This window comes from Glaciihabitans sp. dw_435, assembly GCF_018449675.1.
Classification (GTDB): domain Bacteria; phylum Actinomycetota; class Actinomycetes; order Actinomycetales; family Microbacteriaceae; genus Glaciihabitans.
In genome coordinates, this window is sequence record NZ_JAAVUZ010000001.1 from 458,975 (window position 1) to 471,895 (window position 12,921).

Here is a 12,921-nt window from a genome sequence, read left to right on the forward strand (position 1 = left end):
TATCGCGGCTGGTCATCAGGGGTGGCAGCTACGATGTACTGGACATGGCCTTTATCTACGACTGCTCGGTTGAGACCGAGCTGCTGACCGGTATGCGCCTCGCCCGCGCGGCGATTGGGCGCGGTGAGGTGATCGTCATACCCACTGACACTGTGTATGGGGTCGCCGTTGACGCCTTTTCCCCCGAAGCGGTGCAGCGCCTGCTCGACGCCAAGGGCCGCGGACGCCAGTCGCCGCCCCCGGTGCTCGTTCCCGGCATCCCCACGCTCGATGCCCTCGCAGAAACCGTTCCCGACGAGGTCCGGGCTCTTGTCGCCGCCTTCTGGCCCGGCGGCCTGACCGTGATCGTGAACGCCCGACCGTCCCTCGTCTGGGATCTCGGCGAGACCCGCGGAACGGTGGCGCTGCGCATGCCATCGGACCGCGTCGCACTCGAAATCCTCTCCGAGACCGGACCACTCGCGGTCTCCAGCGCCAATCTCACGGGTCATCCCGCCGCGCGCACCGCGACCGAGGCGTTCGACGCCCTCGGTGACTCGGTATCGGTCTACCTCGAGGCCGGCGTTGTCGGAGCGGGATATCCGGATGCCACGGAGCGTGGCTCCACGATCGTTGATGCCACCGCACTGCACCTGCCCGAGGGCAAACTGCGCATCGTCCGCCACGGAGTCATCTCCGACCAGGCGATCTTCGACGTGGTGGGTGAAGACCGGTGCGCATAATCTTCTACGTCCTGTTGACGGTGGTCTCCGGCCTGGTCACCTGGGGCCTCTCGATCGTCATCTACAAGCTCAGCCACCGGTTCCACTGGTATCCGAAGATCCGCGAGCGCGACGTGCACACCCGCCCGACGCCCCGGCTCGGGGGAGTGGCGATGTTTCTCGGTATCGTCGTGGCGATCGGGATCGCGTCGCAGATACCGCAGCTCAGCCTCGTCTTCTCCGAGGACCGCAAGATCTGGGCGATTCTCGCCGCCGCGCTCATCATCGTGGTGGTCGGTGTCGTCGATGACATCTTCGACCTTGATTGGCTGACCAAGCTCGCCGGTCAGATCATTGCCGCGGGCGTTCTCGTCTGGGGTGGCGTCCAGATCCTCAGCCTCCCCATCGGTGGCATCCTGCTCGTGTCGTCCTTCCCGTCGCTGGTCATCACCGTGTTTCTCGTGGTCCTCGTGATGAACGCCGTCAACTTCATCGATGGTCTCGACGGACTGGTGGCCGGTGTCGCCATCATCGCCAACGGCGTGTTCTTCATCTACAGCTACCTGCTGCAGTCCAACGGCAGCACCGAGTACTTCAACCTGGCATCGCTGATCACCGCGGCGCTCATTGGCGCGTGCCTCGGCTTCCTGCCGCTGAACTTCCACCCCGCGAAGCTCTTCATGGGAGACGCGGGCGCGCTTCTGGTCGGCCTGTTGATGGCGGTGTCAGCCATTTCGGTCACCGGGGAGGTCGATCCGTCGGCCGTGGATGCGAACCAGTTTGGCCGCGGCGACCTGTTCCCCGCATTCATCCCGATTCTGTTGCCCCTGGCGATCCTCGTCATTCCCTTGCTCGACTTCGGACTGGCCGTGATGCGCAGGCTGCACGCGGGAAAGTCACCGTTCAGTGCCGACCGTCTCCACCTGCACCATCGGTTGCTCGATATGGGACATTCGCACCTGCACGCGGTGCTGATCTTCTACGCATGGACGGCGGTGGTAGCCGTTGGATGTCTCGCCTTCATGTTTGTGCCCTGGTACTGGGCGGTTGCATTCATCGTCGTCGGCCTCGCGGTCTCTGCTGTCTTTACCCTCGCGCCCCTGAGCCGCCGTAAGCGGGTTGAAGCCGCGGCCCAGTCGGCCAAGTCCAGCGCGAGCCCCGTGGCGCCGCAGATGGCCCGCCTCGACCCGCTGGACGTCGCGTCCGTCGATCCCCTTGATCCCCAGAAAGGAGTTGCCTCGTGAAGAGCGCACTCCCCGCCCTTAAACGCTCGCTGATCTACAACGCCTGGCTCGCCCTTGGCATCGCCGTGGTGGGTTCCATCGTCGGATGGTTCGTGGCTGGGGGAGCGGGAGTCGCCAGTGCGCTCGTCGGCACGGCCATGGCAGCGGTGTTCCTCGGAATCACCGCGGCAAGCATCATTGTTGCCAGCAAACCATCGCGTTCGGACATGTTGAGCCCGGCCTTCTTTGGCATCATCATGGGCGGATGGCTCGTGAAGTTTGTGATCTTCCTCGTGCTCGTCTTCATCCTCAAGGATCAAGCGTGGGTGCAGTCGGTTGTGCTGTTCCTCAGCATCGTCGTTGCGGTCATCGGCAGCCTCGTTGTCGACGTCCTCGTGGTCACGAGAGCACGGGTACCATACGTCGACGTTGCTCTTCCTGGGAGTGCCTCAACGGGTGGACCAAACGACTAGAAGTTCGGTCACCGCCTAATCTGTTGATAGGCTGTGGATCGATCACCCCCCATTTTTTCTATCGCCGCGTGATTTAACGCCCCGAATCTGGAGACAGCGCTGTTACACCACGCTCTCACATTGTTTGCTCCTCTAGCCACCGAAGACGGTAGCGGCGGAGAGTTCGTCGGACCCTCGATCAACGAGTTCTTCCCCGACGCTGTTCTCTTCGTTGGTACGCCGTTCGAGATGAACCGCATCATGATCATTCGCGTGATCGTGGTCGTTGCTCTCGTGCTCGTGTTCTGGCTCGGTACCCGCCGGATGAAGATCGTTCCCGGTCGCTTCCAGTCGCTGGTCGAGTGGGGTCTGTCCATTCCTCGCGACAGCATCGCGATCGACTTGCTCGGCAAGAAGGACGGCACGCGCTTCCTTCCCCTGCTGACCACGATCTTCTTCCTCGTGATCGGAATGAACATCACCGGCATCGTGCCGCTGATGAACATCGCCGGCACGTCGGTGATCGGAATTCCGATCATCCTCGCGGTGATCTCCTACGTCACGTTCATCTACGCGGGCGTCAAGAAGCACCCAGGCAAGTTCTTCAAGAACGCGCTGTTCCCGCCGGGAGTGCCGTGGGCGCTGTACATCATCGTGACGCCGATCGAGTTCATCTCGACCTTCGTGCTTCGGCCCGTCACCCTGACGCTGCGACTGCTGATGAACATGATCGTCGGCCACCTGCTGCTGGTGCTGTTCTTCCTGGCAACCCAGTTCTTCTTCTTCCAGGTCGGCGGCCCCGCGGCGCTGTTCGGCGTCGGAACTCTTGCTTTCGGATTCGTGTTCACACTGTTCGAAATCCTGGTCGCGGTACTTCAGGCCTACGTTTTCACCCTGCTCACCGCTGTCTACCTCCAGCTTGCGCTGGCGGACGAGCACTAAGTACCTAACAATGCACTGCACGGATCCGGCAAAAGCCAGATCCGCCATCACGGAAGGAAACACACAACGTGGACGCAACATCCATCGTCGCTGAGATCAACGGAAACATCGCGACGGTCGGCTACGGCCTCGCTGCAATCGGCCCCGCAATCGGTGTAGGCATCGTCGTCGGCAAGACCATCGAGTCCGTCGCCCGCCAGCCCGAACTCCAGGGTCGCCTCACGGTCCTCATGTACATCGGTATCGCATTCACCGAGGCGCTCGCCTTCATCGGTATCGCCACGTACTTCATCTTCACCAAGTAAGGCCCCCCAATGGTTCGCACACTGATTACGGCCGCGGAGGCGGAGCACAACCCGCTCCTCCCGGAAACCGCTGACCTCGTTTGGGCCACGCTCGTTTTCGTTGTGTTGTTCATTGTTTTCTGGCGGCTCATCCTGCCCAGGGTCAAGACGACACTCGACGCTCGCGCCGAGATCATCGAAGGCGGCATCAAGAAGGCGGAGTCCGCTCAGGCGGAAGCCGCAGCTGCCCTCGACGAGTACAACAAGCAGCTCGCCGAGGCTCGCGCCGAGGCGGCTCGTATTCGCGAGCAGGCCCGTCTCGACGGCACGAAGATCCTGAACGAGCTCAAGGAGCAGGCATCGGTTGAAGCCGCTCGCATCACTGCGAACGCGCTGACCACGATCGAGGCCGAGCGCCAGAGCGCGATCGTTTCTCTCCGCGCCGAAGTAGGGTCGCTCGCTATTGACCTCGCATCGGGTGTCATCGGCGAAAGCCTCAGCGACGACAAGAAGGCGTCGGCAATTGTTGACCGCTTCCTTGCGGAGCTTGAGGACGCCGATTCCACCGACGAGAAGACGAAGGCATAACACATGGGTTCAGCAACGAGAGAGGCACTCGCCTCAGCGGTCGGCGTGCTCGACTCGCTGACCGGCACGCCCGATCTGGCCACGGGAGAGCAGCTGTTCTCCGCCGGTCAGGTTATCGGCAACTCGGCGCCGCTTCGTGCCGCTCTCGCTGACCACACGGCAGAGGGAGTGGACAAGAGCGGCATCATCGGCGCCCTGTTCGGTTCCTTTACCCCGGGTGCACAGGCAGTTCTGCGCGCCGCAGTGGACGGCCGCTGGTCGAGCGAGGATGACCTTCTCGCCGGCATCGAAGAGCTTGCGATTCGCGCAACGGCCGCTTCCGCCCCGGCGGGACTGTCCATTGAGGCCGAACTGTTCACCTTCGCGCGGGCGGTCGCTTCCAACTCCGAGCTTGAGCTCGCGGTGGGAAGCAAGCTTGGCTCCGCGGAATCAAAGCTGTCGCTCGTTGACGAGCTTCTGGCCGGCAAGGCAAGTGCCCAGACGGTGGCAATCGTGAGGGCGCTCGTGCAGCAGCCCCGTGACCGTCGCGTCGGCGAACTGCTTCGCTACGCGACATCCGTCGTCGCCGACCAGGCTGGCCTCACGGTCGCCACGGTCACGACTGCTGCTCCGATTGCACAGGCGCAGCTCGATCGTCTCATCAAGGGACTTTCCGCTCAGTACGGCCGCAGCCTCAGCGTCAACCAGGTCGTCGATCCCGCCATCCTCGGCGGCGTCCGCGTGCAAATCGGTGACGATGTCATCGACGGCAGCGTGGCAACCAAGCTCAACGACCTCAGACTTCAGCTCGCTCGCTAGCGCGCTACGAACACTTCAGGAGTAAGGAACACAATGGCAGAACTCACCATCAGCCCGGACGAGATCCGCGATGCGCTGAAGGACTTCGTCAAGGCGTACGAGCCGGGCAAGTCTGCAACGACCGAGGTCGGCTACGTAACGGATGCCGGTGACGGTATCGCTCACGTCGAGGGCCTTCCGGGCGTCATGGCCAACGAGCTCATCAAGTTTGCCGATGGCACGCTTGGACTCGCGCAGAACCTCGAAGAGAATCAGATCGGTGTCATCGTCCTCGGTGAGTTCGATGGAATCGTCGAAGGCATGGAGGTTACCCGCACGGGTGAAGTTCTCTCCGTGCCCGTGGGCGAGGGCTACCTCGGCCGCGTCGTCGACCCGCTGGGAAACCCGCTGGACGGCCTCGGCGAGATCGCAACCGACAGCCGCCGCGCGCTGGAGCTTCAGGCTCCCGGCGTCATGCAGCGCAAGTCGGTGCACGAGCCCATGCAGACCGGAATCAAGGCAATTGACGCCATGATCCCGATCGGCCGCGGACAGCGCCAGCTGATCATCGGTGACCGCCAGACCGGTAAGACCGCGATCGCACTCGACACGATCATCAACCAGAAGGCCAACTGGGCCTCCGGTGACACGAACAAGCAGGTTCGCTGCATCTACGTGGCCATTGGACAGAAGGGTTCCACGATCGCGGGCATCAAGTCCGCTCTCGAGGAAGCCGGAGCAATGGAGTACACGACGATCGTCGCGTCTCCCGCTTCCGACCCCGCCGGCTTCAAGTACCTCGCGCCCTACACCGGTTCGGCCATTGGCCAGCACTGGATGTACGCCGGCAAGCACGTACTGATCGTCTTCGATGACCTGTCCAAGCAGGCCGAGGCCTACCGCGCCGTGTCCCTGCTGCTGCGCCGTCCGCCGGGACGCGAGGCATACCCCGGTGACGTGTTCTACCTGCACTCCCGTCTGCTGGAGCGTTGCGCGAAGCTCTCCGACGAGCTGGGCGCTGGCTCCATGACCGGTCTTCCGATCATCGAGACCAAGGCCAACGACGTCTCCGCATACATCCCGACCAACGTGATCTCCATCACCGACGGCCAGATCTTCCTGCAGTCCGACCTCTTCAACGCCAACCAGCGTCCTGCTGTTGACGTGGGAATCTCGGTCTCGCGTGTTGGTGGCGACGCTCAGGTGAAGTCGATCAAGAAGGTTTCGGGAACGCTGAAGCTGGAGCTTGCTCAGTACCGCTCGCTCGAGGCTTTCGCAATGTTCGCATCCGACCTCGACGAGACCAGCCGCCGCCAGCTTGCTCGCGGTGCCCGCCTCACCGAGTTGCTGCGCCAGCCGCAGTACTCGCCGTACCCCGTCGAGGACCAGGTCGTAGCGATCTGGGCCGGAACGAACGGCAAGCTCGATGAGGTCCCGGTTGAAGACATCCTCCGCTTTGAGCGCGAGCTGCTCGACTACCTCGGTCGCAACACCGAGATCCTCACCACCCTGCGCGACACCAACGTGCTCAGCGACGACACCGTTGCCGGGCTCGAAGAGCACGTCGACAAGTTCAAGCTCGAGTTCCAGACGGGCGAGGGCAAGCCGCTCCTGTCCGTGGGTTCGGAGAAGTTCAACGAGCTCGCCGCAGAAGACGTCAACCAGGAAAAGATCGTCAAGCAGAAGCGCTGATCGGTCTAGGAACACAGGAGAAACATGGGAGCGCAACTTCGGGTCTACCGGCAGAAAATCAAGTCTGCCAAGACGACCAAGAAGATCACCCGAGCCATGGAGTTGATCGCGGCTTCCCGCATTCAGAAGGCGCAGCAGCGGGTCGCGGCATCATTGCCGTACTCGCGCGCCGTCACCCGCGCCGTGTCAGGCGTGGCAACGTTCTCGAACGTTGACCACGTCCTGACCACGGAGCCGGAGAAAATCGAACGCGCCGCGATCGTCATCTTCTCGTCAGACCGTGGTCTGGCCGGAGCCTTCAACACCAACGTGCTGCGCGAGGCCGAGGAGCTGGCAACACTGCTCCAGAGCCAGGGCCGCGAGGTTGTCTACTACCTGGTAGGACGGAAGTCCGTCGGGTACTTCGGCTTCCGCAAGCGTGCGTACGAGCAGAGCTGGATCGGCGAGACCGAGAACCCGGTGTTTGAGACGGCGAAGGAAATTGGCGATGCAGTTGTCGCCAAGTTCCTGCAGCCCGCGAGTGAGGGCGGAGTCGACGAGATTCACATCGTCTACAACCGCTTCATCAGCATGCTCACGCAGAGCCCCGAGGTTGTGCGTTTGCTGCCCCTGGAGATCGTGGAGGGTGTCGAGCCTCCCGCCGAGAACGAGGTGCTTCCGCTCTATGAGTTCGAGCCGGAAGCCTCCGATGTTCTCGATGCTCTCCTGCCGGTCTACATCGAAAGCCGCATCTTCAACGCGATGCTGCAGTCGGCCGCCAGCAAGCACGCAGCAACGCAGAAGGCGATGAAGTCGGCTAGCGATAACGCCGACAAGCTCATCGACACCTACACGCGACTGGCCAACAACGCCCGCCAGTCCGAGATCACGCAGCAGATTTCCGAGATCGTGGGCGGCGCAGACGCCCTCAGCTCGGCCAAGAAGTAATACAGAGATAAGGGAAGCCATGACTATCACAGCCCCCGCCGCCGGCACTCCGGCTGCGTCGACGCCGGGTCTCGGACGCATCGCGCGCGTCACCGGCCCCGTCGTTGACATCGAGTTCCCCCATGACTCGATTCCCGCGATGTACAACGCGCTCAAGACCACGATCGCCATCCCCGGCGAGGCAGAGGTCGAGATCACGCTTGAGGTTGCACTTCACCTCGGTGACGACCTCGTTCGCGCCATTGCCCTGAACCCCACCGACGGACTTGTCCGCGGCCAGGAAGTTCGCGACACCGGAGCGGCCATCTCGGTTCCCGTTGGCGACATCACCAAGGGCAAGGTCTTCAACGTCATCGGCGACATCCTCAACAACGAGGGTGGCGAGCCGATCGAGATCACCGAGCGCTGGCCGATTCACCGTCAGCCGCCGGCATTCGACCAGCTCGAGTCGAAGACTGAGCTCTTCGAGACCGGTATCAAGGTCATCGACCTTCTCACCCCGTACGTCCAGGGTGGAAAGATCGGACTGTTCGGTGGTGCCGGTGTCGGTAAGACCGTTCTGATCCAGGAAATGATCCAGCGCGTTGCGCAGGACCACGGTGGAGTGTCCGTCTTCGCCGGCGTTGGAGAGCGTACCCGCGAGGGCAACGACCTCATCGCCGAGATGGACGAGGCCGGAGTCTTCGACAAGACCGCCTTGGTGTTCGGCCAGATGGACGAGCCGCCAGGAACGCGTCTTCGCGTAGCGCTGTCGGCGCTGACGATGGCGGAGTACTTCCGCGACGTCGCCAAGCAGGACGTGTTGCTGTTCATCGACAACATCTTCCGCTTCACCCAGGCCGGTTCCGAGGTGTCGACCCTTCTGGGACGCATGCCTTCCGCCGTGGGTTACCAGCCGAACCTCGCGGACGAGATGGGTGTTCTTCAGGAGCGCATCACCTCGACCCGTGGTCACTCGATCACGTCGCTGCAGGCAATCTACGTTCCTGCTGACGACTACACCGACCCGGCTCCGGCAACGACCTTCGCGCACCTCGACGCCACGACTGAGCTCAGCCGTGAGATCGCATCGAAGGGCCTGTACCCGGCCGTTGACCCGCTGACCTCCACCAGCCGTATCCTCGACCCGCGTTACCTGGGCGAGGACCACTACCGCGTGGCCACCACGGTCAAGGCGATCCTCCAGAAGAACAAGGAACTCCAGGAGATCATCGCGATCCTCGGTGTTGACGAGCTCTCCGAGGAAGACAAGATCACCGTCTCCCGCGCACGTCGTATCCAGCAGTTCCTCTCGCAGAACACCTACATGGCGAAGAAGTTCACCGGTGTTGAGGGTTCGACCGTCCCGCTCAAGGACACGATCGAGTCGTTCGACGCGATCACCAAGGGCGAGTTCGACCATGTCGCAGAGCAGGCGTTCTTCAACGTCGGTGCAATCAGCGACGTCGAAGAGCAGTGGGCCAAGATCCAGAAGGACAACCGCTAACCATGGCCGAACTCAAGGTCAGTGTCGTCTCGGCCGATCACGAAGTGTGGTCGGGCGCGGCGAAGCAGATCATCGCACGCACGACAGAGGGTGAGATCGGTATCCTGCCTGGGCACGAGCCGATCCTCGCCATCCTGTCCGCTGGCGAGGTGCGCGTCACGACGATGGACGGCAACGTCATCACGGCAACCGCGTCTGACGGGTTCCTGTCCGTCGAGCACAACGTTGTCACCGTCGTCTCACGACAAGCAGAACTGGTCTAATTCGTTGCTGATCGCCGCCGCCGGCCCCTCGGGTGCCGGTGCACACGCGATCGCCGCAGTTTCACCTCATCGACCGGGCTTCGCGGATTCATTCGCGGGCCCGGTCGATTTTGCTGTTAACTTCGTGCGATCGCTGAACCCGGGCGCCACGCCGGCGCCTGACCCCATCGCCACCTAGTGCTGGTGATTTTGCCTCCGTCCGAGACAAAGCGGGACGGCGGAGACGACACGCGCGTTCTCACGCTCGACGCCCTCAGCTACACCGACCTTAGTCTGGCGCGTGAGCAGGTTCTCAGCGCGCTTGTCGCGCTGTCGCACGACGATGCGACGGCAGCGAAGGCACTCAAGATCGGGCCGACGTTGATGTTCGAGGTGGCTCGCAACCGGGTCATCCACTCGTCCCCGGTGATGCCGGCCATGGATCGCTATACCGGGGTGCTCTATGACGGGCTGGCGGCGGACACCCTCGATGCCGGCGCGCGCGCTTTCCTTGCGCAGCACGTCGTGGTGCACTCAGCCCTATTTGGTCTGGTGGGGGCGGGCGATCCGATACCCGCGTACCGGATGTCGCACGACACCCGGCTGCCGGAGCTGCGACTCAAACACCTCTGGCGCGCTCCGGTCTCGGCCGCGATCGACGCCCATGATGGACTCGTTCTGGATCTGCGGTCGGAATCGTACGTCGAGCTTGGTCCGGTTCCCACCGGTACGGAGCGCTACTACCTTCGGGTGCTGTCCCGCGGAGCGGATGGGACGAAACGGGCGCTCAACCACTTCAACAAGAAGGGAAAGGGCCAGTTTGTTCGGGCTCTCGCGCAGTCGGGAATCGATCATCCGACGGCCGATTCCCTGCTCGCATGGGCGGCGGCCAACAACATCACTCTGGAACGTGGCTCCGACGGCGAGCTCGACCTCCTAGTCTGAGGCCATGCAACCACACCCGCTTGACCCCGACACCGCGAGCATTCTCGGAATCGTCTTCCTGATCTACGGACTCGTGATTGTGGCCGTGATCGTGGCGACCTACGTGCTGATGGCCATCGCGCTGAGCGCGTTCTTCCGCAAGGTGGGGGTCGCGGCCTGGATCGCGTGGATCCCGTTCTACGCGCACTGGAAGTGGCTCGAAGTGAGCGGGCAGCCCGGGTACCTGGCGCTGTTCTCGCTGATTCCGTATTTCGGGAGCCTGGTCACCTCCATCTTCATTTACATCGGGATGTACCGTTCCGGCATTGCCTTCGGCAAGGACCCGAGCTTTGTTGTGCTCGGGATCTTCCTGCCCTTCGTCTGGCTCTTCATGCTGGGATCCCGGTCGTCCGTGTACCGGCCCGAGCTTCTTGCGGCCCGCGGATATCCCGCACCGCTCGTCGGGTACGGATCCGCGGTCGGCCCGTACGCGCCGGCTGCCTGACCCCGGACCGTGGTGTGCAGCTAGCTGGCTCGCCAGCAGCCGGCGACGTGGTCGTCGACCATGCCGCCCGACTGCATCAGTGCGTACATGGTGGTGGGTCCCACAAACTTGAAGCCGAGCGCGCGCAGTGCCTTGCTCATCGCCGTCGATTCGGGGGTCACCGCGGGGATATCACCCGGCCCGGTGGGCCTGACGTGCGTTGCGGGGGCGAAGCTCCACATCAGCTCGTCGAGGGCGCCGGTGGCATTCGCGGTGAGCTCGATCGCCACGCGGGCGTTGGAGCGCGTCGCCAGGATTTTTGCGCGATTGCGGATGATCCGGGTGTCGAGCATCAGCGCTTCTACCTCGTCATCGTCGATTGCCGCGACCCGCTGCAGGTCAAACCCGTGGAACGCGGCACGGAAGCCCTCCCGACGTCGCAGAATCGTGATCCAGGACAGCCCCGCCTGGAAGCCCTCGAGGCTGAGCTTCTCGAACAGCGGCTGATCGCCGTGAAGCGGGCGTCCCCATTCTTCGTCGTGATAGCGCAGATACTCGGGGTCGCTGCCCGCCCACGGGCACCGCGCGATGCCATCGGCGCCGACGACGGCGCTCACGCGGTGTGCTCGATGCCCTCGTGGTCGAGCAGCCACACCTTGGTGGGGATGCCGTTGCCGCCGCTGTAGCCGGTGATCTTCTTGTTCGTTGCGAGCACGCGGTGACAGGGCACGATGATCGGAATGGGGTTTGCGCCGACGGCGCCACCGACGGCCCGACCCGCGGTGGGGCGGCCCGTTGCCAGGCCGATTTCGCCGTAGGTCGCGACTTCGCCCCACTGCAGTGCGGCAAGTTCTGCCCACACGGACCGCTGGAATTCGGTGCCGCCGGTGGAGATGGGCAGGTCAAAATCGTGGCGCTCACCGGCGAAGTATTCGGACAGTTGCGCGGCGGCGCGCTCGAGAACGTCGGTGGACTTCTCCGGGACATCATCGAACGGCAGGGCGCCTGCGCGTTCAATGGACAGCGACGTGATGGATGTTCCGTCGCTGCCGACCTCGAGGCGGCCAATCGGAGACGGCACGCGACGCAGGTAGGCGGGGGATACGGGGGGAGTTGAACGGGGGAACATGGTTTGACTGTAGCCGGGTCATCCGCCCCGCATCTGGCACTTTTCGGACATGGGGAAAGTTGGCGCGGACACCGTGAGGAGGAGGATAGGAGTATGGCGAATATCGAGTACAGAACCCTTGGCAATTCCGGCCTGGTCGTGTCGACCGTTGGCCTCGGCTGCAACAACTTCGGCCGGGCGAAAACCGCGACCGAATCGCAGGAGGGGACCAACGCGCTCATTACTGCGGCGATCGATGCGGGTGTGACGCTGTTCGACACCGCGGACATCTACGGATCCGAACGGGGGCTGAGCGAGACCCTCATGGGACACGGTCTCAAGGGGCGTCGCGACGAGATCGTGCTGGCGACCAAGTTCGGAATGGACATGGCGGGAACGAACGGACCCGACTGGGATGCCCGCGGATCGCGCCGCTATATCCGGCTCGCGGTCGAGGCCTCGCTGCGGCGCCTGCAGACCGACTGGATCGATCTGTACCAGTTGCACCGTCCCGACGGCATCACGCCGATTGAGGAGACGCTGAGCGCCCTCGACGACCTGATCACCGAGGGCAAGGTGCGCTACATCGGCCACTCGAACCTCGACGGATGGCAGATTGCCGATGCCGAATACGTCGCTCGCCTCGCGGGTCACGAGAAGTTCATCTCCGCGCAGAACGAATACAGCTTGCTGGAGCGCGATGTCGAGGTGGAAGTGCTGCCGGCCGTCAACGCGTACGGGCTTGGCTTTCTGCCGTTCTTCCCGCTCTACAATGGACTCTTCACGGGCAAGTACTCGCGCGGTGGCCAGGGCCCTGCCGACGGGCGCCTCACCGCGATCCGGCCCGAGGCGCTCGACGGTGTGCCGTGGGATCGCGTCGAGCGGTACCAGTCGTTCTGCGACGAGCGTGGGGTGACGATGCTGGCGGCGACGTTTGCGTGGCTGCTGGCGCAGCCGGGCGTCACGAGCGTGATCGCCGGGGCAACGAAGCCGGAACAGATCGTGCAGAACGCCGAGGCGGCGACGGCGTGGGATGCCTCGACCGCCGACATCGCGGCGATCTCCGAGATCTTCGCCTGACGCGAATGGTG

The 12,921-nt window shown here is 63.4% G+C and carries 16 protein-coding genes; 14 read left to right on the top strand and 2 right to left on the bottom strand.

What is annotated here, in order from left to right; translation table 11 throughout:
- Positions 1-44 precede the first annotated feature (44 nt).
- From HB677_RS02205 to HB677_RS02265, 13 genes are all read left to right on the top strand, one after another.
- Entirely contained in the window at positions 45-722 is a 678-nt protein-coding gene (locus HB677_RS02205; RefSeq protein ID WP_213814001.1) for an L-threonylcarbamoyladenylate synthase, read from the top strand.
- Positions 719-1,945, top strand: coding sequence for an MraY family glycosyltransferase (locus tag HB677_RS02210; protein ID WP_213814154.1), 1,227 nt, complete (start codon positions 719-721; stop codon positions 1,943-1,945). Before HB677_RS02205 ends, HB677_RS02210 begins: the two co-directional genes overlap by 4 nt.
- On the top strand, positions 1,942-2,397 hold the full coding sequence (locus HB677_RS02215) for a hypothetical protein (RefSeq protein WP_213814002.1): 456 nt from the start codon (positions 1,942-1,944) through the stop codon (positions 2,395-2,397). The genes HB677_RS02210 and HB677_RS02215 overlap by 4 nt, the downstream gene beginning before the upstream one ends.
- A 120-nt stretch (positions 2,398-2,517) precedes the next feature.
- Complete coding sequence (gene atpB / locus HB677_RS02220; RefSeq protein ID WP_255546048.1) at positions 2,518-3,318, top strand: F0F1 ATP synthase subunit A; 801 nt, start codon at positions 2,518-2,520, stop codon at positions 3,316-3,318.
- A 68-nt stretch (positions 3,319-3,386) separates the two neighbouring features.
- A complete protein-coding gene (gene atpE, locus HB677_RS02225; protein WP_213814003.1) occupies positions 3,387-3,623 on the top strand; it encodes an ATP synthase F0 subunit C in 237 nt (78 codons plus the stop codon).
- Positions 3,624-3,632: 9 nt separating this feature from the next.
- Positions 3,633-4,190 carry a F0F1 ATP synthase subunit B gene (locus HB677_RS02230; RefSeq protein ID WP_213814004.1) on the top strand — a complete coding sequence of 186 codons (558 nt, stop codon included), beginning with the start codon at positions 3,633-3,635 and terminating at the stop codon, positions 4,188-4,190.
- 3 nt (positions 4,191-4,193) lie between these two features.
- Complete coding sequence (locus HB677_RS02235; protein ID WP_213814005.1) at positions 4,194-4,988, top strand: F0F1 ATP synthase subunit delta; 795 nt, start codon at positions 4,194-4,196, stop codon at positions 4,986-4,988.
- 33 nt (positions 4,989-5,021) lie between these two features.
- Positions 5,022-6,659, top strand: a complete 1,638-nt coding sequence (gene atpA, locus HB677_RS02240; protein ID WP_213814006.1) for a F0F1 ATP synthase subunit alpha — start codon at positions 5,022-5,024, stop codon at positions 6,657-6,659.
- A gap of 24 nt (positions 6,660-6,683) precedes the next feature.
- Positions 6,684-7,586, top strand: a complete 903-nt coding sequence (locus HB677_RS02245; RefSeq protein WP_213814007.1) for a F0F1 ATP synthase subunit gamma — start codon at positions 6,684-6,686, stop codon at positions 7,584-7,586.
- Between the two features lie 19 nt (positions 7,587-7,605).
- Positions 7,606-9,072: a F0F1 ATP synthase subunit beta gene (gene atpD, locus HB677_RS02250; protein ID WP_213814008.1), complete on the top strand. Its 1,467-nt coding sequence runs from the start codon at positions 7,606-7,608 to the stop codon at positions 9,070-9,072.
- Positions 9,073-9,074: 2 nt separating this feature from the next.
- Positions 9,075-9,335: a F0F1 ATP synthase subunit epsilon gene (locus tag HB677_RS02255; RefSeq protein ID WP_213814009.1), complete on the top strand. Its 261-nt coding sequence runs from the start codon at positions 9,075-9,077 to the stop codon at positions 9,333-9,335.
- A 183-nt stretch (positions 9,336-9,518) separates the two neighbouring features.
- On the top strand, positions 9,519-10,259 hold the full coding sequence (locus HB677_RS02260) for a peroxide stress protein YaaA (RefSeq protein WP_307852444.1): 741 nt from the start codon (positions 9,519-9,521) through the stop codon (positions 10,257-10,259).
- Positions 10,260-10,263: 4 nt separating this feature from the next.
- Positions 10,264-10,743, top strand: a complete 480-nt coding sequence (locus HB677_RS02265) for a DUF5684 domain-containing protein (protein ID WP_213814011.1) — start codon at positions 10,264-10,266, stop codon at positions 10,741-10,743.
- Positions 10,744-10,763: 20 nt separating this feature from the next.
- Here the strand turns inward: HB677_RS02265 and HB677_RS02270 are convergent, their stop codons facing one another.
- Both HB677_RS02270 and HB677_RS02275 read right to left on the bottom strand, forming a co-directional pair.
- A complete protein-coding gene (locus tag HB677_RS02270) occupies positions 10,764-11,339 on the bottom strand; it encodes a DNA-3-methyladenine glycosylase I (protein WP_213814012.1) in 576 nt (191 codons plus the stop codon).
- The gene (locus HB677_RS02275) at positions 11,336-11,851 is read right to left on the bottom strand and encodes a methylated-DNA--[protein]-cysteine S-methyltransferase (RefSeq protein ID WP_213814013.1); all 516 of its coding nucleotides are present in this window, start codon (positions 11,849-11,851) and stop codon (positions 11,336-11,338) included. The genes HB677_RS02270 and HB677_RS02275 overlap by 4 nt, the downstream gene beginning before the upstream one ends.
- A 93-nt stretch (positions 11,852-11,944) precedes the next feature.
- On the opposite strand from HB677_RS02275, the gene HB677_RS02280 reads away from it, so the two are divergent.
- Positions 11,945-12,910: an aldo/keto reductase gene (locus tag HB677_RS02280; protein WP_213814014.1), complete on the top strand. Its 966-nt coding sequence runs from the start codon at positions 11,945-11,947 to the stop codon at positions 12,908-12,910.
- Positions 12,911-12,921: the final 11 nt, after the last annotated feature.